The organism is Vibrio sp. R11-SG3-ISO3-SZ (assembly GCF_059834345.1).
Genome location: NZ_JCBDGX010000090.1, coordinates 19,054 through 39,604, shown reverse-complemented (window position 1 = coordinate 39,604; position 20,551 = coordinate 19,054). Strand labels below are relative to the sequence as shown.

The following is a 20,551-nucleotide window of genomic DNA, read 5'->3' as shown; positions in this document are numbered from 1 at the left end:
AACGACCCAGACAGCTTTTTCACTGGTTACACGCAAAATTCCCTTAGAGCCCCAAAGAAGCTGCCCTCTGGGATGAGCATGCGGTTCGATAGCAGACTCAGCAACCATACTGCGACTATGGGCAAGCACGGGTTGAGTTGGGTCTAAGACAAAGGCAACGTCGCTGGGCGATAACATTGTCGTGTTAGGAATATGTTTTGACATCCTGTCTCGTTAAAACGTATCAAAAAAAAAGGTATTTTAGGAATAACTAAAGAATATATCTAGAGCCTGTTGATCTTTTAAGTCAACGGAACCTAATAGTTATAAAAGTTCAGGAGAAAACACATATGGTCAGCCGGCTCAATGTAAAGTCAGTCGCTGTAATTATCGCTTTGATATTTGCACTTGTGATTAGTATCTTTCCACTTCCAGGTCAGTCCGAGATGTTTTCTCGGAGTGCCGCAGTTGTCTTAGTCACACTCGTTTTTTGGAGCTCAGGATTCGTTCCGCCCTTTCTGGCTAGTTTGATTTTCTTTGCTTTAGTCACGATATTGGGCCTAATTTCACCATCGATAGTATTCGCGGGTTTTGGTTCTACCGCTGTATGGCTCATCATTTCAGGGTTTATCATTGGTGCAGCAATTTCCAAATCCGGGTTGGGCCAAAAACTTGCGACAATGATTTCACCTTACTTAACAGTTAGTTACCCGCAACTTATCGCCGGTTTGGTATTTAGTGCCATGCTACTGGGGTTTATCATGCCCTCTTCCGTAGGCAGAGCAGTGGTGTTAATTCCCATTGGTATGGCATTAGCTGACACCATTGGACTGAAAAAAGGCAGTAACGGCCGAATTGGCATTGCTACTGCCCTTGCAATTTCGTGCAATATGCCAAGTTTTGCAGTGTTACCTGCCAATATTCCCAACATGATTTTAGCTGGCTCCAGTGAAAACCTCTTTAATGTTACCTTTGGCTACACTGAATACTTGCTACTTCATTTTCCCATATTGGGTATCGTTAAATCTTTGGTCGTCATTTGGTTAGTACTGCGTATTTTCCCTGACGAAATTTCGGCCCCATCAGCCGCTGAAGACACCAGTAGCGAAAGTTTTGTTTCTGACCAAAAAATGCAGAAAAAAGTGGGTATTTTGCTCGCTATCACTTTGCTATTCTGGATAACAGATACCATTCACGGCATTAATCCGGCCTGGGTAGGTTTAGTGACCGCAATTATACTTCTATTACCTAAATGGGGAATTGTAGAACCCAAAGCGTTTAATAGCTCAGTTGATTTTGCCACAGTGATTTTTGTCGCAGGTGCTTTAGGGCTGGGAGCTCTTGTTAATGAATCCGGAATTGGCTCAGCATTAGGGCAGTTATTTGGACATATACTTCCAGCAGACCAAAACAGCTCATTCCTGAGTTTCATGGCACTGTCTATCATTTCAACTCTCACAGGATTAATCGCAACAATCCCTGGTGTTCCAACAGTATTAACACCGATGGCCGGAGATTTCGCTCAAATAACCGGGTTCTCTCTACCCGCTGTTATAATGACTCAGGTAATTGGTTTTTCGACCGTAATTTTCCCATATCAAGTAGGACCACTAGTCGTTGCAATGCACTTATCAAAAGAGCCTCTGTCTAAGCTATTAAAAATTACTCTTCCGTTAACGGCCATTACGGTTGTTGTGCTGATGCCTTTAGATTTCCTATGGTGGCAACTACTAGGCTGGATTGGTTAATAACCTGCCACTAATACTTTATACAATCAATATGCTAAATAATAAGAGCCTGACCACATTGAATTGGTCAGGCTCTTATTAATAAATCACTTGTGATTGCGTTTTCAGCTTACTACTACTTTGAGCTATTTTTCCCCGAGTATATGGCCAAGCCATTACGCCGCCTTCCATTACTTTTACATTTTTCCAGCCATAAGCACTACGTACCAATTGAGCTTCATAACCTCTTAACGAGATTTTGCAATAGCAGATAATCTCCGTTTCTTTATCTTGTGGCAATTCGTCCAAGCGCTACCTTAGCACAAGGAATTAACGTTTCACCAATACCAAGCCGCATCTGCTCATATTCATCCTGGCCACGCACATCAAGAATGAATGGTTTTTCATTATGCTTACACAAACTCATTAACCACAATACTGCCGGTTGCACCGTGGGAAAGCCCCACCTATCATTTGAAAATGACTAAATCGGTGTATATCCTTTAAGCATCACATCATAAACTGGTCTCAGAAGCGTTTCTTCAAAACGCCAGGCGATCGCACTTTCATCCAATGGATCAACAATCTCAAAAGGTAAGGCGGTTACTGGCTGCAAAGCATAGTTAAATTCCCACAACATTGCATGGCCGACATCCAAAATCATTGGGCAAGAAGTATAACCATCCCAATTAGCGGTTAACGACTGCCCCTTTATTAAACTGCATAAATTTTCCGCCACAACAGGAAGCTGGGATTTAACTGATGCCGCTGTTTTACCAATTGGTGTACCAACACAATCGCCAATGCCAAAAACATTAGGATAACGGTTATGCTGCATAGTAAAATTATCAACATCCAAATATCCTAGGAAATTTTTATTGTCTGCTAACGCAGAATCACGAATAACCTTAGGCGGTGTCATCGGCGGTACGATATGAATAAAATCCCAGTTAATGCGTTGGCTTGAGCCATCTGGCTGAGTAAAGATTGCCGATTTATTACTGCTATCAATAGAGGTAAGTACTTGCTCATAATTTGGTGTTATGTTCCGCTTTTGCCAAACCTCTTTCAACTTGTCATTGAACGCCTTAACAGAAAAAAGTATGTTTTCTGACGTATAGTAGTTGAAATTAAATTCGTCTCTTCGCCCACTTTGAGCAGCAAAATATTCAACTAAGTTTGTGGCTTTCATTGGTGCACCGGCGCACTTCATCGCACCAACTGGACGGGTGAACACTGCCTGACCATTTCCTGGGTTTTCAACAAACTGTTGCGCCTGCTTATAGCTCGCTAGACCAGCTTCTGGACTGTGATAGATACTCGCTATTCCACCTTTTCCTATTAATCCAGTTTCCATTCCTTCAATAAGATCATAGCGTAGCTCAATACCAGTTGAAACGATTAGATAGTCATATCCAACTTTTTCACCGCTTTCAGTTATCACTATGTTCATATCTGGTTGAAACTCAACCACTGTACCGCGTTTCCAGTTTATCTGGCGATCTACATAACGGTTTAAGGGCGCAACGACATCACTTTTACTATCATAAGATCCAGCAAGAAGTAATGTTTGTCCTGGCTGATACCAATGGAAGTCGCGTGGCTCAATAACCGTAATCTGCGCGCCATCAAGCTTGCGTAGCAGCATGTTTGCAATGCCAATTCCTCCGGCTCCACCACCAACAATAACAATTTTAGCTTTGCTATCGATTTTACTTGCTTCATTATACCCGACACCAACAGCGCCTAAAGCGCCCAAAGTGAGCCCGGACTTTAATAATGTTCTACGTGTTATAGGCATAAATAGGTCCTTTAGAAATGCACAAATTAAACAAAGAAACAATCGCTTATCTCAGTCCTACACCTTCATTGAGTAGCAATAAATCAACGATTGCAAATCGAACTATCCAAATCAGCCATCGCTTCATAATGGCTGATATATACCTTGCCTTTTAAGTGTTCAAAAAAATCTGACTTTAGAATGTCATCCATGACTGGGCCTTTAACTTCTGATAAGTGCAGTTGAATCTCGGATTCTTTCAGACGTTCGTGAATCAACGTGAGGCTTTCCAGCGCACTGGCATCCACCATGTTTACCCCAGATAACATCAATACCAAGTGTTGGATTTGTGGGTACTGTTCCAGATATTCCGGAATCTGATCTTCCAGATAGCGAGCATTGGCGAAATATAAGCTTTCGTCAATTCGCAGGCTGAGTACTGTTTTACTTTGGATCACATTAAAGCGCAGGATATTGCGGAAATGTTGAGTCCCTTCAATTAAACCGACCACTGCAATATGTGGCCGACTGGTGCGCCAGAGAAATAGCGCCAGAGAGGCAGCCAGTCCAGCCAGTACGCCAATCTCAACACTAAAGGCCAGTACACCAATAATGGTAAGAAACATGGCGATAGCGTCACTTTTGGCGCTTTTCCAGGTATGGATAATGGCTTTCACATCAATCAATGCGGATACTGCTACGATAATGGTTGCCGCTAGCACCGCATGTGGCAAGTAAGTAAACAGCGGTGTGAAATAGAGCACGGTAATACCGATGCCGATGGCAGTAAATGTGCCCGCTAATGGTGTTTCTGCGCCGGCATCATAATTGACTACTGAGCGCGATAGACCACCGGTAACCGGGAATCCACCGTTAATAGCGGAGGCAATGTTGGCACCACTTAAGGCAATCAGTTCCTGATTAGGCTCAATTCTCTGGCGACGTTTTGCTGCTAATGTCTGCCCAACGGAAGCTGACTCGACGAAACCGATAATACTCAGCAAAATAGCGGCTGGAAACAAGTCACCGATTAGTGCCAGATCGAGTGATGGAAGTGAAAAGCTGGGCAAACCGCTTGGGATCTGGCCGACTACGCTGACGCCTTTTTTGTCCAAATCAAACAGGGCTACCAGTACAATACTCAGTATCATCACCATCACTGGAGCCAGTTTGGTTACATGACTTGCCAATTCTGACGAAAGCCCTAGCTTAATTAAACTAGTTTTGAGGTTCTTACGTGCGTAGATCAGGGCAATCAAACAGGAGGTACCAATCAGCAAGGTATAAAAATTGGTTTGAGGTAACGCAAGAATCAAATTAGTCAGGCGTTCAATTACATTTTCTCCGTGCAGCGGCACGCCAAGAATATGTTTAAACTGTCCGATAGAGATAAGGATACCGGAGGCAGTCATAAAGCCGGAAAGCACTGGATGGCTTAAAAACGTCGTCAGAAATCCCAGTCTTAGTACCGACATCAGAAATAGCACGATACCGGAAAGAAATGCCAGGGTTGCAGCCGCAGTGATATAACCTTGACTACCCATTTCAAACAGAGGAGCAACGGCTTCTGCGGTCATTAGTGAGATGACTGCGACCGGACCAACGGCTAGTGTTTTACTAGTACCAAACAGAGTATAAGCGATCAGCGGCAAAATACTGGCGTACAGACCAACAACGGGCGGCAGGCCAGCGACCATCGCGTATGCAAGACTTTGTGGAATTAACATCAAAGTCACGATAATAGCCGCTAAGCCATCTTTAGTAGCATCATGACGCGAATAGTCAGGCAACCAAGACGATATCGGCAACCATTTCAACCAGGAATTTTTCATGCCTTGGTTATCCTAAGCAATGTATGTGAATTCGTTCAATCGGGCTGCTTAACCCAACTCAGGTCAAAACCCACTTCGGCGGCTTGGGCAATACGGTGATCAAATGAGCCTAATTCGTCGCAGCTCATCGACCAAAGTGCACTGCAACGTGTGCCTGTACGGCAGAAAGCAAAAATAGGCTTAGGGGCCTGTGCAAAGAACTGACCAAACTGTTTCCCCTGCTCTTGAGTAATATTTCCGGATATCACTGGTAAGTGGAAATAGGCTAAGCCTTGTTCTTTAGCCAGTCGTTCAATTTCTCTATTCAGAGGCTGACCATTTTCTTCCCCGTCAGGGCGGTTATTGACGATAGACTTAAATCCCATCACAGCAAGACGTGCTACATCGCTGGGCAGAATTTGTGATGAAACGGTAATTGAATCGGTTAGATAGATTGGTACCAGCATAACAGAAACTCCGCTTCAGACTTTATTCAATGGTATTTTCAGATAGCGCACACCGTTATTTTCTTCCGGTGGTAATTCTCCGGCTCGCATATTGACTTGAACCGAAGGCAAAATCAGGGTCGGCATATTCAGCGTGGCATCACGTCCTTCACGCATTTCAACAAATTGCAGCTCAGAAATACCCTGTTTGACGTGAATATTGTGTAAACGCTCATCACCGATCGTCGTTTCAAACAGATACTCTTCGCGGTGTGGTGCTTTGTAGTCATGACACATAAAGACGCGTGTATCATCAGGCAGAGCGAATAATTTCTGAATTGATTGATAGAGGGTCGCTGCATCTCCGCCGGGGAAATCGCAACGGGCAGTGCCGTAATCGGGCATAAATAAGGTGTCGCCAACAAATACACAGTTTCCAATCACATAAGCCATGCAAGCAGGTGTGTGGCCCGGAGTATGAATTGCCTGAGCTTTAATACCGCCAAGGGTAAAACTTTCCTGATCAGCAAACAGGTGATCAAACTGACTACCGTCCATTGCAAAATCACTACCGGCATTAAACAATTTGCCAAACGTATCCTGTACCACCGTGATTTTGTCACCAATGCCCAGTTTTCCGCCGAGTTTCTGTTTGATATAGGGAGCCGCGCTTAGATGATCGGCGTGGACATGGGTTTCAAGAATCCACTCAACCTGTAAGTCACTTTCCACTACAAACTCAATCAGTTTGTCAGCCATTTCGTATGAAGTTCTGCCTGATGCTGGATCATAGTCGAGCACTGAGTCAATCACAGCACATTGTTGACTGTTAAAATCAACGACGACATAGCTGTATGTGAAGGTTTTTGAATCAAAAAATTCATAAACGTTGGGAGTCATGTTTCCTCCGTTGCTGTAAATATTGAGTTTCTCGGCATTGGAATGATGGGCACCGGAAGGTACCCGTTAAAATGTCATCTCAATATAGAGTGGGTGGAGCTTGCCGATTACAGCGTTTTTTTGCTGAAGTACCAGTCAACATAATTGTAACCTTGATCTTTACGCACTTCGGCTTCTTGAGTAGTTGCTGGTGGTGGAACAATCACTTCATCGCCGGGAGTCCAGCTCTCCGGAGTTGCACAAACATTAGAGTCTGTAGTTTGTAACGCTTTAACCAAACGAAGAATTTCGGCAACTGAACGGCCGTTGCTCATGGGGTAGTACAACATTGCACGTAAAACGCCTTCAGGATCGATAACGAAAGTGGCACGTACAGCAGAAGTATCACTTGCTCCTGGCTGAACCATGCCGTAAGCGCTAGCAACTTTCATATTCAGGTCGGCGATAATCGGGAAGTTAATTTCTACTCCAAAGTTATCTTTAATACTACGAGCCCACGCGATGTGCGCGTGAACACCATCAATAGACAGCCCCATCAATTCACAATTTAGTGTTTTAAAGTCATCACTGGCCTTCGCAAAAGCCATAAATTCGGTTGTACATACTGGTGTAAAGTCGGCAGGATGAGAAAATAGCACGAGCCATTTTCCTTTGTAGTCTTCCAACTTTAACGTCCCGTGTGTTGTCTTGGCATTGAATGCCGGTGCTGGTTTGTTTAACTGTGGCATTGCTACCATTTGTTTTTCATGTTCGCACATAGGTCACCTTTCATCATCTTACAATCGATTAGTTATCATCAGTTCAGTAATAACTGGCTAGTTAAAAAGCTATGGTTTAATCTGATCGATCTCTAATAATCACTTTAGGAACAAAGTGGACGTATTCGACTCACTGTATACTGTTTAATAATCGACCAACCATACGCACAGTATACAACCCTCAATGACATAAAACTCACCAAAAAATGACAAGAAACTATCTCAACACGACAAACCTTCAGCCAAGCGCCAAAGCATATATCCTTGATAGTGCAAAGCCCGTACTTATAGAAAAAAGGCAACTAGAAGCGGGTACTGGCGTTCCTGAACACCAGCATCCTAGAGGACAGTTTATATGGGCTAAATCAGGTACCTTCAGTATCCTTAGTAGTAACAAGGTATGGATAGTACCAACATCATGTGGGATATGGATTCCTAGTAACGTCTTTCATGAGCTATCCAGTGACACAAACACAGTGTTGTTGAGTTTATATGTTGATCCTTTTTATGACGTTCTTCCAGGAAATGAGCAAGCCGTCGTAATGAAACTCAGTAGTTTATTGAAAGATGTTATGGAAAGGCTTGTAAGTGATAAGACTAATCAAAACTACAGTCGCTTATTGGGTCTTGTTGTGTTGGAAGAGTTATCTTCTTTAGAGCAAACAACTTATTGGATGCCATCTGGGGCAGACCCTCGTTTGAAAAAATTACTAAGTTTACTAATTAACGAATTTTCTTCTAACCATCAATTGTTCTCCCTTGCACCTAAGGTTGGCGCAAGCCCGCGTACGATAGAGAGACTATTTGTTAAAGAAACAGGACTAACGTTTAGAACATGGAAAAGTCGGTATAAGTTGATTCTGGCGCGAGATCTTATAGAGCAAGGGATGACAAGCAAAGCCGTAGCACATCAAATCGGATATAAGAGTGTTCCGAGCTTCACTAGAGAGTTCAGCAAATTTTTTGGTGTTCCTCCTCAGCAATGTATCGAGTCCAAGCACAATGATGGTTAACATGGTGTATCCGTCCTACTTGTACCAAGTAGAGCGGATACAATTAATTAGCGGCTAAATTCGTCCACAGCAGCTAGCGCTTGTGTTCCATAAATAACAGCAGGGCCACCTCCCATCAAAATCGCAACATTTATGGTCTCAACCAGTTCTTCTCTGGAAGCTCCCGCTCTAACCGCTGATTCAACGTGGGAACCGATACAGCCATCACAACGTACATTGATGGCAATCGCAACTGCGATAAGCTCTTTATACTTGGTTCCCATAGCGCCCGGAGCAAAAGCTGCTTTGTGAAGGCTTAAAAATGCGTTGAGAGTATCAGGGCTCTCTTTTCGAAAGGCGGAGCCTAGTTTGCGTTGTTGCTGATTAATTTCTGTATAATTTTTACTCATAACTTTACCTTAGTTGTATATTTAAATTTATTTAATCTGGTTTGCAGATTTCACCGTACTTTATGGCTTTGAGTGTATTAAATAAAAGCCAAAAAATTAGAAGGGTTAGACATCCTAATAGCGCTATTCCCATATAGAAGTATTCAGGTAAATGAACTAGCTCGGCATATCTAAATAACGCAACATTAAAAGCTGCTACCGGAAATGAAGAAGCCCAAGATGAAAGATAAAAACCACCTTTTCTAAATTCATTGATATTTAGTACCAGTAAAATAGCGGTGAATAGTGCCACAGAAGCAAGTATTCTGGATAAGTCAGTCAGCTCTGGCACTAGTGAGCTATAGGACACAAAACCAATAGATGGTGGTGCTAACAAGATAAACAGCATAGGTTTAAAACGTTTTGGCAGAGCTTCATGAAAAATCAAACGGTTGATAATGATGGTTAATAGTACCATCCAAAAAACAATACCAACGCCGAAAAAGAACCAGCTTACCTCCATATATCCCAACTTAGTTCCAGTGATTGGAGCAATAATGTTACCAACAACCGGAATAAACCAACTAGGATTAGCGTGCTCTAGTCGATAGTGATCGTGGTGTATCCAGCTATGCATAACCAATAACGTTAACGATAGCTGGACGGCCGCTCCTATGCCCCATAAAAAATAGGAAAGCGATTCAAAATTATGCCAAACGACGGAAAGGAGTAATAGGCTGATTGAGAAAGCTGAAAAGAAATTAATCTTGACCGGGTGTTTTGTTTCTGCGATCACTGCATTTGGATAGCGAAAGAGTTTTAGTAGATAAAGGCTGCTCACCAGCAGCATAACGATACTTGCCAAAGCACTGGTGAATGTTGTCACCACAGGAAAAGACATCCCCAGAGCTTTTTGCCACGCAATTGAAAATCCACTCAACCCCATAACGATGGAAAACATTGAAATAGGGAAATGTATTAATCGGCTTTCTACCTTTGCAGAGGATGAGTGGTTTATGGATACGTTATTCATAACAAGCCTTTTAAGAAACTGACTTTAACTATTAGTTGCATCTTAATATAACCGCATATTAGTGACGCTTTTGACAAAAAATACGACAATTTATATTCCTAATACGACAGCCGGTATTTTAAAAAAAAATAATATTGTAAAGTAGTTGTTAGCCCAGTTTCAGCATAGGTCGATTCCCAAACTATATTTTCGATAGAGATGCTGATACTTTCTCTCTGGGTTTTATTATTAATCAAGGAGTTACTATGGATACTATCAATATAGGAATTAATGAACCTGACCGTATTGCTATTGCTGATGGCCTAAAGCGATTGTTGGCAGACTCATACACCCTTTATTTACAAACTCACAACTTTCACTGGAATGTGACCGGTCGCCAGTTCCGCGAGCTTCATTTGATGTTCGAAGAACATTACACAGAACTTGCAACAGCTGTAGATGATATCGCTGAACGAATTCGTTCATTGAATATCATAGCTCCTGGTACTTATAAATCCTTAGCAGCACTAAGCTCCATTGAAGAAGTAGAGGAGATCCCGCTAGCAATGGATATGGTGAAAATTCTCACTCAAAGTCACGAACAAGTCATTAGGACTTGCCGTGAAATACTAACGATAGCTCAGGAAGCCAATGATGAATCATCAGCGGCACTGATTTCAGATAGAATGCGCGTGCATGAAAAAACGGCATGGATGTTAAGGGCTATTTCAGCCGAGTAGAGTAAATTAATTCGCGCCTAATCTGACACTTACGACTTTATCTTAGCACTGTCAGATAATTACTGGCTCAGCATTCTCTCGATTTAATACAACAGGTATCTGTGTCGTTTAACCGACAAATAGGAGTAACTATGATTGACATAGTTGATCTATCACGACTGCAATTTGCCTTTACAGCGATGTATCACTTTTTGTTCGTTCCATTGACTTTAGGTTTAGCTTTCTTGCTCGCCATCATGGAGTCTGTCTACGTTATGACAGGCAAAGAAATCTATAAGGACATGACCAAATTTTGGGGCAAGCTGTTCGGTATAAACTTCGCACTAGGTGTAGCAACCGGTTTGACTATGGAATTTCAGTTCGGAACGAACTGGTCGTATTATTCTCATTATGTCGGTGACATATTTGGTGCACCACTAGCCATTGAAGCCCTCGTTGCCTTTTTCTTAGAATCCACTTTCGTAGGCCTTTTCTTTTTTGGCTGGGACCGTCTGTCTAAGCGCCAGCACTTAGTTGTTACCTGGTTGGTTGCCTTGGGCTCAAACTTTTCTGCTCTATGGATCTTAGTTGCCAATGGTTGGATGCAACACCCTGTTGGTTCAGAGTTTAACTTTGAGTCCATGCGTATGGAAATGGTCAGTTTTGCAGAACTTGTTCTTAACCCAGTAGCTCAAGTTAAGTTTGTTCATACCGTAGCAGCGGGCTACACAACAGGCGCTATGTTCGTACTTGGCATTAGCTCATACTACCTCCTCAAAGGACGTGACATTCCTTTTGCACGTCGTTCATTTGCAATCGCATCATCATTTGGTCTAGCGGCGGTACTTTCTGTAATCGTACTTGGTGACGAATCTGGTTATGAACTCGGTGACGTACAAAAAGTTAAGCTGGCAGCAATTGAAGCAGAATGGCATACAGAACCAGCTCCTGCTGCATTTACTGTCATCGCTTTTCCAAATCAGGAAACGATGCACAATGACTTCGCAATTAAGATCCCTTGGGTTCTAGGTATCATAGCGACTCGCTCCCTAGACGGACAAGTAACTGGTATCGCTGATCTCAAGGTGGAGCATGAAGAACGTATACGTAACGGTATACACGCGTATGAATTGCTTCAAAAACTGCGAGGTGGAGAAACCTCAGAAGAAAACATGCTCGAATTCGATCATGTCAAAGACGATCTAGGTTACGGTTTACTTCTCAAGCGCTACACCGATGAAGTGGTCGATGCTACAGATGAGCAGATTGCGTCTGCAGTTGAAGATTCTATCCCAGCCGTGGGGCCATTATTTTGGTCTTTCCGCCTGATGGTCGCTATCGGATTCACGATGCTGTTCGTGTTTGGTGCCGCGTTTATCCAAACGTGCCGACAGAAAATCACTCAGAAGCCTTGGATTCTCAAAGCATCACTTTTGAGCATCCCTTTGCCTTGGCTTGCCGTTGAACTAGGTTGGTTCGTCGCAGAGTATGGGCGTCAACCTTGGGCTGTAGGTGAAATCCTGCCAGTTGACCTCGCGGTATCGGGCTTGACTGCCGGCCAGTTGTGGGGGTCACTACTTGCAATAGCAGCCTTGTATACCGTATTCCTGATCGTGGAAGTTTATCTGATGGTTAAATTTGCACGTAAGGGACCGAGCATCCTCAAGACGGGTCGCTACCACTTTGAAAAGAACGGTGAACTTGCACAAGACGAAGTTAACCGCCAAGTAGAAATGTAACAAGGGAGAATGACAATGTTTGACTACGAAGCTTTTCGATTTATTTGGTGGGTACTAGTCGGTGTGTTGCTAATTGGTTTTACCATTGCAGATGGTTTTGATATGGGTGTGGGTGCCCTGGTACCAATTATCGGTAAAACGGACAACGAACGCCGTGTGATGATCAACTCCATTGCACCTCACTGGGACGGTAATCAGGTATGGCTGATCACGGCGGGTGGTGCTTTGTTCGCAGCATGGCCACTAATATATGCAGTCTCATTCTCTGGGTTTTACTTTGCTATGATAGTGACGCTGGCAGCTCTTTGGTTACGTCCTATAGGGCTGGATTACCGATCTAAAATCGAAAATTCAAAATGGCGTAGTAACTGGGATATAGCTATAAGTATTAGTGGTTTTATCCCACCGATAATTTTTGGTGTAGCATTCGGCAACTTAATTCAAGGAGTACCGTTTACACTGAATGATCTGATGATGGTTACTTACCACGGTTCTTTCTTCGGTCTGCTCAATCCGTTCGCACTGCTTTGTGGTGCAATTAGTTTGGGTATGTTTCTGATGATGGGGACTACTTGGTTGCAAATGAAGACAACCGAAGAAGTTTATTGTCGTGCACGTAAGTATACGACGCAGTCGTCGCTGTCAGTTGCTGTTCTATTTGTTCTAGCAGGTTTTTGGGTTCAATTTATTGACGGTTATGTAATTGTTGGTGAGCTAAACACTCTAGCTGCATCTAACCCGCTGGCTAAAGAAGTAGTACGTGAGTCTGGTGCGTGGATGGGAAATTTTGCGGACTACCCTGCTATGTGTATCGCACCACTTTTGGGGGTACTAATGCCACTGTTGACCATTTTAGCAACCAAAGTTGAGAAGAACGGTTTAGCTTTCCTGTTCTCTAGCCTTACATCTACTGGAATTATACTGACCGCGGGCTTCTCAATGTTCCCGTTCGTTATGCCTTCTGATCTGGAACCAAATCACAGCTTGACAATGTGGGACTCAACGTCAAGTGAACTGACGCTTCAAATAATGACAGGTATAGCTGCTATATTCGTGCCTATTATCCTTATGTACACTTCATGGGCATACTACAAAATGTTTGGCCGTCTCGATAATGAATTTATTGAAAATAACAAGAATTCACTTTACTAGGGAGCAATTCACATGTGGTACTTTGCATGGATTTTAGGTGTGTTACTAGCGAGCTCATTCGGCATTATTAACGCTCTATGGTTAGAAAACTCAGAAATGATGGATGAGGATGGTTCATGAGCTGCCGAACACGATGCACCGTTATCGAAAGGCGTCGCAAAGGGAACGTAGAGATCCCAAAACATCTATCTCAGTAATTTGCTGTTCCTGCCCTTAGTCAAATCAAGTTCTCTGATGTGAGGTGTATTTGGCCCAGTCAGATCAGGATTTTTCTCGCTAGTGCCATCGTTCTATTCGCGAGAAAGCTAACTGGGTAGTATCGCCAGATCGCAAGTTTACAGGAAAGACATTCTCCATCGTGTTTGAATCACGGGGCAAGCCCAAAAGCATAAGCGTCACAGTCAAGGTGTACTGAATAGCCGCTCAAACTAGTAATACGGTGATGGATCTTAATATTTCACAATTAGTTATTGGCATATGCCAATAACTAATTGTATGGTGTCTATTATACACAGATAAAGGAGAGCACTATGTTGTTTGCCATTCCCTGCCGCGGATCTTCTCTTTCCAATCATTTTGCTAAAGCCCCTCAAATTATGCTGTGGGACAACCAAGCAAATACCAAACGAATCCTTGAACTGCCTAAGTCATCATCGTGTTGTGGCCATAAGCACTTTTGGCGCGAGGTATTGCAAGATAATCAGATTCATGCTGTTGTCGTTCGTTCAATTGGTTCTAATATGCTAAGTACACTGTTTAAGCTCAATGTTCGTGTTCTGAGTGCACCGCGTGGGTTCTCTCTGGAGAGCTTTGATGAAAGCCAACTGACTCCTGTTACTCAAATTGAATTTGCTCGGCCGTCAGCGAATAAAAATAGAGCGAGGTGTTCAAGCCGGAGTACAATACGCGCTACTGCAATTGGTATGCGAGAAACATACAGTGAAGGAAAAGTTACAAGCCCTAGAATAATCACTAATAAGCTTTCACCACAAACGATGAATCACTTGGCGAAAACGTTCAACTTACTCGATAAACAAGAGAAAAAATAATGATTTACCTAATCAGCTTTGCGACTTTTTTGGCCTTTGTGGTTTTCATGGCGATAGGCGTAATGCTAAAACGTCAGACTATACAAGGCAGTTGTGGTGGGCTGGCTAGTATTGAAATAGAAAGAGAGTGCAACTGCGTCGAAACGTGCGATGAACATGCGCGTACACTTCACCAAATACAGGAACCTCAAGCATCAGGCGATAAGGTTCTGGCTATCACTCTCGACTAAACATGAGTGCCTGACCATGAACTAAGCTCTGAGCTACTTTGGCACGAGCATGCTTTACGATATTGCCAAATGTTTGCCTAGAGACTCCCATACTAGCCGCAGCTTCTGCTTGACTAAGATCTTCGAGATCGGCCAATCGCAGAGCTTCGAGTTCCTCGGCTAACAACTCAACTTTATTGAGTTGAGCAAGAGGCACGCCATTAGGTTTAAAACACTCGTATGGCGCGCCTTGACAAATGTTGCGCTCTTTTTTTGGTCTTGCCAATTTGTTTACACCTCTAGTCTTATCGTCTTTTCTAACCGAGTAGTATTTTATGTCTATTTATATACCCAAAAATCACCAACAATGTGCGGTTTGCAGCCAGCCTTTTTTCAACGATCATAGTGCCATCCACTTTGAGTTAACGGCTGACGGAGGTGTTTTGGGGCAAATTGTACCAACTAAAAAAGTGCAAGGCTATCAAGGTGTGATGCAGGGCGGTGTGATTGCTACATTGCACGATGCAGCAATGACGCATTGTCTATTTGCTCGTGATGTCTGCGCTATGACAGCTCGACTTGATGTTCGCTATCTCAAGCCAATCCCTCTCAATTCAGTAATTCAGGTTCAGGCTCATTGCTTCATGGAAAAGAGAGGTATGTATTTAATGCAGAGTCGCATTTTAATCGGTGAGGACTGTTACTCATCTGCTGAAGCTAAATTTATGTAATACCCGAGACATACTTGAGATGTCGATAATCGCTTTGTGATACGACTGACATCGTAGTAAACCTCCCTGTAACCATTCAAATGCCATTCTGTGGAGAGTGATTTCGCTTAGATAATATATACCAACTACTAGTTCCAGAATTATTAGCTAATCTAAATTGCTTTGGAGCACTTCTGAGCTGGGAAGTGCCATCTATTGAAGGTTCTGAACAAAACTAGTTGATGAGCGTGAGATTCTTGTTGGGAGATAGATTTTGGACGAAAGTGTTTCAGGGACTTTGCTACATTAACGAAGTACGGATTATCTTCTCTATTAGTGACCTCAGACTCTTCGCCCAAATTTCTTGGGCCATCACGCAAACAGAGATATAAGAAAAAGTGCATTTCGTGATCATGGTTGGTTCGTGTCAAGGACAAAGGGAAGTGGCTCTAGTACTAGCGATCTGCCGGTAAGTTTAAATTATGCCATAAATATTGGCCGAGACGCAGCAAAAGTCAGATTAACGGTAAGCAAAAAAAACAGCAGTCAGTGATAGGGTTTAATCGCCAAATAAATTCTACGCAAACTACCATTTTCATGCCGGGCTAAATGACATGGTTCAGCATGCACTCCCAGGGGCCTCAAAGGGAAGATTGAGCACCTTCTGCCCATTTGGTCAGCTTTAAATCGTCCAAAATAAGCAGCACGCAAGGCACAACAATTGACGCGAGTAACGTAGCCGAGACTAAGCCAAACGCAATACTGGCAATTAACGGGATCAGAAATTGCGCTTGCGTACTGGTTTCGGTTAACAGTGGAAGCAATCCTGCAAATGTGGTTAACGAGGTGATAAATATCGCTCTAAATCGGTCACGTACCGCCTCTCGACAAGCGTCTATCAAGCGCTCGCCTTGGGCGATATTCTTCTTAATAAAATTGACCAACAGAATGTTATCGTTAACGACGATACCCGCTAAGGTAGCAAAGCCAACCAAGCTTGGAATAGTCAAATCGAACCCCATGCCCAAGTGCCCCCATACCACACCAATCCAGCCCATAGGGATTGCCAGCAGCACAGCAATCGGTTGAGTGTAGCTTTGTAACAGGAACACTAAAATAAGATAAATCCCCACCACGCCAAGAGCAAAGAAGGTCGCCAGCGAGGAGCCCGTATCTGAGCTTTCTTTATCCTGACCTTGCGAGGTGAAGGTGATGTCTGGGAATTTGTGTTGAGTTTGCGAGACAAATTCGCTATTGAACTGCAGCATGATTTCACGCGCATTGGCAACCCGCGTATCGATATTGCCTTGCACAACCACAGTGTTCATCCCATTAATGCGGTGAATTCGCGAGAAGGCTTGTTTTCTGTCAAACGTCGCAACACTTGATAATGGAACTAGGGTTCCATTGCCTGCCGTCACCATCAAGTTATTCAACTCATACAGGCTAGCTTGGCGCGTAAACTCATCCAGTCTCACACTAATATCCACCAGCTCGCCTTGTTGGAAAACCATCAGATCAGTACTGCCTTTTACCGCGCTGCGCAGCGTTTGAGCAATGTTGGAAGCATTAACTCCCATCACGTCAGCTTCATCTTTAAGGTTAACGTGAAATTCGGTTCTGCCCTCACGCAGATCGGTGGAGAGGTTATAGACACCGTCAAATCCCTTCAACCATTTCACCAGCGAGCGGCTGACTTGATTGAGCTCTTGTAACGACTCCCCCTGAACCCGAATATCAATGCCATTGCCAGCAATGCCCCGTTCTTTATCGGTAAACTTGAGTGAAACCACATCCGCCGTAGGGCCTACTTTTTGTTTCCAATCTTGGATCAGATCTTTAATGCTCTGCTGCCTAAATTGCGCTGGCAATAGATCGGCACTGACGGTTGCCATATGCGGCCCCGACTCATTAGCATCAGCATTTGAGTTGAACATGATCGTGGTGCTCACGACCAAAGGTTTTGAGCTTGGGTATTTCTCTGCGTATTCTTGGTTGAGTTCATCAAGCGCGTTTGAAATCTTCTCCACCACCGCCTCTGTCTGGCTCAGTAAACTGCCTTGAGGGAGCAAGATACGCGCCTGCAGCACATCACTTTCCAAGGCAGGCATGGCTTTGAATTTCAGCCAACCTGACGAAATGGAAGCGGTTGAAATCATCACCACCATCACCAATATCCCTACTGAAAGATAAGGTGCATTCATCGCCTTGACACTCACTGGCACAAAGAATCTGTCTCTGATGTTTTCAAAACCGGCAATAAACTTGTCCCGTATAGGATTAGAGCGAGATTCAGTATGGCTATGTGCCAAATGAGACGGCAAGATCAAGAAAGCTTCTATCAGACTAACAAACAAGGTAATCAATAACACGATGGGAATATAGCGTAGTACTTCCCCCATCTTGCCTGTGAGAAACATCAGCGGCCCTATCACCATGATGGTGGTAGCAAACGATGCAATCACACCTGGGAAGACTTGTTTGGTACCTTCAACTGCAGCGTCAAACGCGGGTAGCCCTTGTTGCCTCTTGGCAGCGATGTTTTCTGCAATGATCAACGAGTCGTCCATTATCAGACCAATCGCAACAATCAGCCCGACCAGCGTCATCATATTCAGGGTATAACCGAGAAGTTGTATCGCAAAAATGGCGCCAAGGAATGAAACCGGCAGCCCCATGGTGACCCAAAAGCTAAAGCGAATATTAAAAAACGCCCACAACATCAAAAATGCCAGTGCTAATCCCTGTGCGCCATTGCTTGTGAGGATTCTCAGACGCTCAATAATATTGGTGCTGGAATCTTGGGTGATGGTTAAAGCGACGCCTTCAGGGGCTCTCGCCTGTTCTTTTTCAACAATGCTGACGATCGCATCTTTGACCGTTAAGGTATCTTGAAATTGCGTTTTGGACACCTGAAGCAAAGCGGCACGCTGACCATTGAACAGGATTTGATTTTCATCGCTAGTGAACTTCTGCTGAATAACGGCAACATCACCGAGGCGAACCTGAGTCCCCGTCTCACTAGATTTAATCACGATATTTTCGAAGTCTCTGACGTTGCTGCCTAAGTGGTCGAAGCGGACGCTGATCTCTTCCAAGTCATTACTAAATACGCCAGCAGGAGTGCTGATACTTTGCTGTTGTACTAGATTGGACAAGTCGGACACACTCAGGCCGTACTGCTGCAGCTTCCACTGCGATACACGAATTTCTATTTCTTGATCCGCAAAACCGCTCACGGTCACCTGAGCGATCAATGGGCTCTCTTTTAACTTGTGCTTAATTTGTTGGGCATAGAGATATAAGTCCCTATCTGACATATTGCCGGTAATCGCGACACTGGCCACCGTTGCCACTCGGTCCAGTTTCGATACCGTGATCTGCTCAACTCGATCCGGAAAATCACTGATGGCGTTAACCTGCTGTTGAATATCGCTGGTTAAAGTGTCAATGTCTTCATCATCGCCGATTTCCACATTGGCGATGACCAAACTCTCTCGGGCATCACAGCTTAACTCTTTAATTCCACTCAGCTTATCGAGAGAATCTTCCAACGGGTAACACACTGCTTCCATCATCTCAAAAGGTGACGCGCCCGGATAAACGATCCGAACCTCAACATTTTTGGTCGGCGTCAACGGAAAAGTGTCTTTCTGCAGTTTGGGCAAGGCAAAAGCCCCTAACAGCAGTACCGCCATCATCAGGACATTGGCGCCAGTGGTGTGCCGAGCAAAAAAAGCGATCATAATTTGCCCTCTTTCTGAATCGCGTTTAGGGCTTTAAATCCGCTCTGCGTATCCAACCAAAGGCCGATTTTCTCATCCGGTTGCGGTTGTAAAGCCATCCCCTCAACGGCGGGTGAAAGTTTACTTAGCACAACCACATCACCGAATTCCACGCCAGATTTGATCACCGCAACCTGCCCTTGGACGAAATCTATCCTGACAGGTTTGCTTTTCAGTTTACCTTCAGAGACAGTGTAAACTTTACCATCATGGATGGCGTTTATCGGTAGCAGGACTTGTTGCTCCATCATTGGTGCTTTAATCGTGACTTTAACGAAAGTCCCACGAATAAGTGGTGGCTTCTCCCCGGGAATGGCTTGCTGATATGGCTGATTGATTTGTGCAACCAGGCTTTGGCTTTGAGTCTGGGCATCGATTTCACCGCCGGAGCGACTGATCTCGGCAGGCCAAGTAATTACTTTATCGCCTGCTTGGAGCTCGACTGTCGCGCTCAAGTTGCTATGAACATCTTCGTCAAGCGAGTCAAAGCGATTGGAAATTCTTAGCGGACGCATTTTACCAAGCGGAAACTGCGCGCGAACCTCAACGGCATCGATGTCATCCGCTTTGAGCAGCAATTCCCCCTTGTTGACATACTCGGCGAGTCCAACCAAGGTTTCGACAATGCGAATATCAAATGGGGCTTTAATTACGGTTTGTTCGAGATCTCGGTTTGCAAGTGCTAGTTCCGTTTGCAAAACCTTTTGCTGCGCTTGATTAATGGCCAGTTGGTTTTTCTGTGTCTGGAGCTGTTGCTGGCTACTGAGCAAGTCTTTGGTCGCGCGGTCTTTCTCTGTTTTGGAGATATGCCCGGTTTCACTCAATTTGATTGAGCGGGCATATTCTGACTGTTGTACCTCAAACTCTTTCTCTGCAATCTTGAGCGAATCGATAATGGTCTGATTCGTTAGCATTAGCACTTCAAGCTCAGCTTGCAAACGGGCAATAGTAAGTTGATAAGAGGTGGGGTCAATTCTAAGGAGTTCGCTGTCTTTGCGGATAATAGCGCCCGTTTTGTATTGCTCAGAAACCCACACAACCGCGCCGTCAAGTTCAGACTGTGCCTGCCAGTCTTGAACAGACTCGGTATGTCCATATCCGATGGCAGAAGGTTGGATATTTCGCGGCTCGACTTTCAACACCCGAACCACCTTTTTAGCAGCCGTATTACTCGCTTTAGGCGGTTCAGCCTTCATCCCTGGTGCGATCACCAATAACGCGATGCCCAACAAAACAGGAGGAACAAACAGAGCCCTTTGTAACCAGCTATACCTAGTCATAGCGATTCCCTTACTATATATTAGCTTTTCCTTAATCAAAAGGTAGCACACCAACATAAGCGGATTTGCTTCCTTGATCTCAAAGTAAGTCAGGCCTCACAAATGGAGGCCTGA

Annotated in this window: 21 protein-coding genes; 9 read left to right on the top strand and 12 right to left on the bottom strand. The window is 44.0% G+C overall.

Going from position 1 to position 20,551, the window contains the following annotated elements; genetic code table 11:
* On the bottom strand, positions 1-204 hold a 204-nt coding region (locus tag AC6R1O_RS11885; RefSeq protein WP_500657094.1), incomplete at its 3' end, for a cupin domain-containing protein.
* A gap of 125 nt (positions 205-329) precedes the next feature.
* On the opposite strand from AC6R1O_RS11885, the gene AC6R1O_RS11880 reads away from it, so the two are divergent.
* Positions 330-1,727, top strand: a complete 1,398-nt coding sequence (locus AC6R1O_RS11880) for an SLC13 family permease (RefSeq protein ID WP_500630946.1) — start codon at positions 330-332, stop codon at positions 1,725-1,727.
* Positions 1,728-1,805: 78 nt separating this feature from the next.
* Here AC6R1O_RS11880 and AC6R1O_RS11875 read toward each other — a convergent pair whose 3' ends face one another.
* The 6 genes from AC6R1O_RS11875 to AC6R1O_RS11850 form a co-directional block, all read right to left on the bottom strand.
* Complete coding sequence (locus AC6R1O_RS11875) at positions 1,806-2,015, bottom strand: rhodanese-like domain-containing protein (RefSeq protein ID WP_500657093.1); 210 nt, start codon at positions 2,013-2,015, stop codon at positions 1,806-1,808.
* A gap of 175 nt (positions 2,016-2,190) precedes the next feature.
* A complete protein-coding gene (locus AC6R1O_RS11870) occupies positions 2,191-3,507 on the bottom strand; it encodes an NAD(P)/FAD-dependent oxidoreductase (RefSeq protein ID WP_500657092.1) in 1,317 nt (438 codons plus the stop codon).
* A gap of 83 nt (positions 3,508-3,590) precedes the next feature.
* Complete coding sequence (locus tag AC6R1O_RS11865) at positions 3,591-5,318, bottom strand: SulP family inorganic anion transporter (protein ID WP_500632497.1); 1,728 nt, start codon at positions 5,316-5,318, stop codon at positions 3,591-3,593.
* 35 nt (positions 5,319-5,353) lie between these two features.
* A complete protein-coding gene (locus AC6R1O_RS11860; RefSeq protein ID WP_372068627.1) occupies positions 5,354-5,764 on the bottom strand; it encodes a protein tyrosine phosphatase family protein in 411 nt (136 codons plus the stop codon).
* A 15-nt stretch (positions 5,765-5,779) separates the two neighbouring features.
* Positions 5,780-6,643, bottom strand: coding sequence for an MBL fold metallo-hydrolase (locus AC6R1O_RS11855; protein WP_500657091.1), 864 nt, complete (start codon positions 6,641-6,643; stop codon positions 5,780-5,782).
* A 107-nt stretch (positions 6,644-6,750) separates the two neighbouring features.
* Positions 6,751-7,401 carry a peroxiredoxin gene (locus AC6R1O_RS11850; protein WP_500630951.1) on the bottom strand — a complete coding sequence of 217 codons (651 nt, stop codon included), beginning with the start codon at positions 7,399-7,401 and terminating at the stop codon, positions 6,751-6,753.
* 206 nt (positions 7,402-7,607) lie between these two features.
* On the opposite strand from AC6R1O_RS11850, the gene AC6R1O_RS11845 reads away from it, so the two are divergent.
* Complete coding sequence (locus AC6R1O_RS11845; protein ID WP_500630952.1) at positions 7,608-8,414, top strand: AraC family transcriptional regulator; 807 nt, start codon at positions 7,608-7,610, stop codon at positions 8,412-8,414.
* A 47-nt stretch (positions 8,415-8,461) separates the two neighbouring features.
* Here the strand turns inward: AC6R1O_RS11845 and AC6R1O_RS11840 are convergent, their stop codons facing one another.
* Positions 8,462-8,803, bottom strand: coding sequence for a carboxymuconolactone decarboxylase family protein (locus AC6R1O_RS11840; RefSeq protein ID WP_203514101.1), 342 nt, complete (start codon positions 8,801-8,803; stop codon positions 8,462-8,464).
* Positions 8,804-8,834: 31 nt separating this feature from the next.
* Positions 8,835-9,815, bottom strand: coding sequence for an SLAC1 anion channel family protein (locus tag AC6R1O_RS11835; RefSeq protein WP_500657090.1), 981 nt, complete (start codon positions 9,813-9,815; stop codon positions 8,835-8,837).
* Between the two features lie 245 nt (positions 9,816-10,060).
* Here AC6R1O_RS11835 and AC6R1O_RS11830 point away from each other — a divergent pair, with 245 nt between their 5' ends.
* From AC6R1O_RS11830 to nqrM, 6 genes are all read left to right on the top strand, one after another.
* Positions 10,061-10,534, top strand: coding sequence for a Dps family protein (locus tag AC6R1O_RS11830; protein ID WP_500630955.1), 474 nt, complete (start codon positions 10,061-10,063; stop codon positions 10,532-10,534).
* A gap of 131 nt (positions 10,535-10,665) precedes the next feature.
* On the top strand, positions 10,666-12,252 hold the full coding sequence (locus AC6R1O_RS11825; protein WP_500657089.1) for a cytochrome ubiquinol oxidase subunit I: 1,587 nt from the start codon (positions 10,666-10,668) through the stop codon (positions 12,250-12,252).
* Positions 12,253-12,267: 15 nt separating this feature from the next.
* A complete protein-coding gene (cydB, locus tag AC6R1O_RS11820; protein WP_500630957.1) occupies positions 12,268-13,404 on the top strand; it encodes a cytochrome d ubiquinol oxidase subunit II in 1,137 nt (378 codons plus the stop codon).
* Positions 13,405-13,416: 12 nt separating this feature from the next.
* On the top strand, positions 13,417-13,524 hold the full coding sequence (gene cydX, locus AC6R1O_RS11815; RefSeq protein WP_203514106.1) for a cytochrome bd-I oxidase subunit CydX: 108 nt from the start codon (positions 13,417-13,419) through the stop codon (positions 13,522-13,524).
* A gap of 410 nt (positions 13,525-13,934) precedes the next feature.
* Positions 13,935-14,453 (top strand): NifB/NifX family molybdenum-iron cluster-binding protein, encoded by a 519-nt coding sequence (locus AC6R1O_RS11810; protein WP_500630958.1) that lies wholly within the window; start codon positions 13,935-13,937, stop codon positions 14,451-14,453.
* A complete protein-coding gene (gene nqrM, locus AC6R1O_RS11805; RefSeq protein ID WP_500632503.1) occupies positions 14,453-14,683 on the top strand; it encodes a (Na+)-NQR maturation NqrM in 231 nt (76 codons plus the stop codon). The genes AC6R1O_RS11810 and nqrM overlap by 1 nt, the downstream gene beginning before the upstream one ends.
* On the opposite strand, the gene AC6R1O_RS11800 is transcribed toward nqrM, so the two are convergent.
* Entirely contained in the window at positions 14,670-14,948 is a 279-nt protein-coding gene (locus tag AC6R1O_RS11800) for a DUF134 domain-containing protein (RefSeq protein WP_372068609.1), read from the bottom strand. The two genes, nqrM and AC6R1O_RS11800, sit on opposite strands and share 14 nt — an antisense overlap.
* A 49-nt stretch (positions 14,949-14,997) precedes the next feature.
* Between AC6R1O_RS11800 and AC6R1O_RS11795 the strand changes: the two genes are divergently transcribed.
* Positions 14,998-15,393: a PaaI family thioesterase gene (locus tag AC6R1O_RS11795; RefSeq protein ID WP_500657088.1), complete on the top strand. Its 396-nt coding sequence runs from the start codon at positions 14,998-15,000 to the stop codon at positions 15,391-15,393.
* A 620-nt stretch (positions 15,394-16,013) separates the two neighbouring features.
* On the opposite strand, the gene AC6R1O_RS11790 is transcribed toward AC6R1O_RS11795, so the two are convergent.
* Together AC6R1O_RS11790 and AC6R1O_RS11785 are read right to left on the bottom strand one after the other, a co-directional pair.
* Positions 16,014-19,118 carry an efflux RND transporter permease subunit gene (locus AC6R1O_RS11790; protein ID WP_500657087.1) on the bottom strand — a complete coding sequence of 1,035 codons (3,105 nt, stop codon included), beginning with the start codon at positions 19,116-19,118 and terminating at the stop codon, positions 16,014-16,016.
* Positions 19,115-20,437, bottom strand: coding sequence for an efflux RND transporter periplasmic adaptor subunit (locus tag AC6R1O_RS11785; RefSeq protein WP_500631001.1), 1,323 nt, complete (start codon positions 20,435-20,437; stop codon positions 19,115-19,117). Before AC6R1O_RS11785 ends, AC6R1O_RS11790 begins: the two co-directional genes overlap by 4 nt.
* Positions 20,438-20,551 lie beyond the last annotated feature (114 nt).

Excerpts from the sequence above, each read along its gene's own strand:
- AC6R1O_RS11880 (WP_500630946.1), top strand. The coding sequence starts at position 330 with ATGGTCAGCCGGCTCAATGTAAAGTCAGTCGCTGTAATTATCGCTTTG.
- AC6R1O_RS11870 (WP_500657092.1), bottom strand. The coding sequence starts at position 3,507 with ATGCCTATAACACGTAGAACATTATTAAAGTCCGGGCTCACTTTGGGC.
- AC6R1O_RS11865 (WP_500632497.1), bottom strand. The coding sequence starts at position 5,318 with ATGAAAAATTCCTGGTTGAAATGGTTGCCGATATCGTCTTGGTTGCCT.
- AC6R1O_RS11860 (WP_372068627.1), bottom strand. The coding sequence starts at position 5,764 with ATGCTGGTACCAATCTATCTAACCGATTCAATTACCGTTTCATCACAA.
- AC6R1O_RS11855 (WP_500657091.1), bottom strand. The coding sequence starts at position 6,643 with ATGACTCCCAACGTTTATGAATTTTTTGATTCAAAAACCTTCACATAC.
- AC6R1O_RS11850 (WP_500630951.1), bottom strand. The coding sequence starts at position 7,401 with ATGTGCGAACATGAAAAACAAATGGTAGCAATGCCACAGTTAAACAAA.
- AC6R1O_RS11845 (WP_500630952.1), top strand. The coding sequence starts at position 7,608 with ATGACAAGAAACTATCTCAACACGACAAACCTTCAGCCAAGCGCCAAA.
- AC6R1O_RS11840 (WP_203514101.1), bottom strand. The coding sequence starts at position 8,803 with ATGAGTAAAAATTATACAGAAATTAATCAGCAACAACGCAAACTAGGC.
- AC6R1O_RS11835 (WP_500657090.1), bottom strand. The coding sequence starts at position 9,815 with ATGAATAACGTATCCATAAACCACTCATCCTCTGCAAAGGTAGAAAGC.
- AC6R1O_RS11830 (WP_500630955.1), top strand. The coding sequence starts at position 10,061 with ATGGATACTATCAATATAGGAATTAATGAACCTGACCGTATTGCTATT.
- AC6R1O_RS11825 (WP_500657089.1), top strand. The coding sequence starts at position 10,666 with ATGATTGACATAGTTGATCTATCACGACTGCAATTTGCCTTTACAGCG.
- cydB (WP_500630957.1), top strand. The coding sequence starts at position 12,268 with ATGTTTGACTACGAAGCTTTTCGATTTATTTGGTGGGTACTAGTCGGT.
- cydX (WP_203514106.1), top strand. The coding sequence starts at position 13,417 with ATGTGGTACTTTGCATGGATTTTAGGTGTGTTACTAGCGAGCTCATTC.
- AC6R1O_RS11810 (WP_500630958.1), top strand. The coding sequence starts at position 13,935 with ATGTTGTTTGCCATTCCCTGCCGCGGATCTTCTCTTTCCAATCATTTT.
- nqrM (WP_500632503.1), top strand. The coding sequence starts at position 14,453 with ATGATTTACCTAATCAGCTTTGCGACTTTTTTGGCCTTTGTGGTTTTC.
- AC6R1O_RS11795 (WP_500657088.1), top strand. The coding sequence starts at position 14,998 with ATGTCTATTTATATACCCAAAAATCACCAACAATGTGCGGTTTGCAGC.
- AC6R1O_RS11790 (WP_500657087.1), bottom strand. The coding sequence starts at position 19,118 with ATGATCGCTTTTTTTGCTCGGCACACCACTGGCGCCAATGTCCTGATG.
- AC6R1O_RS11785 (WP_500631001.1), bottom strand. The coding sequence starts at position 20,437 with ATGACTAGGTATAGCTGGTTACAAAGGGCTCTGTTTGTTCCTCCTGTT.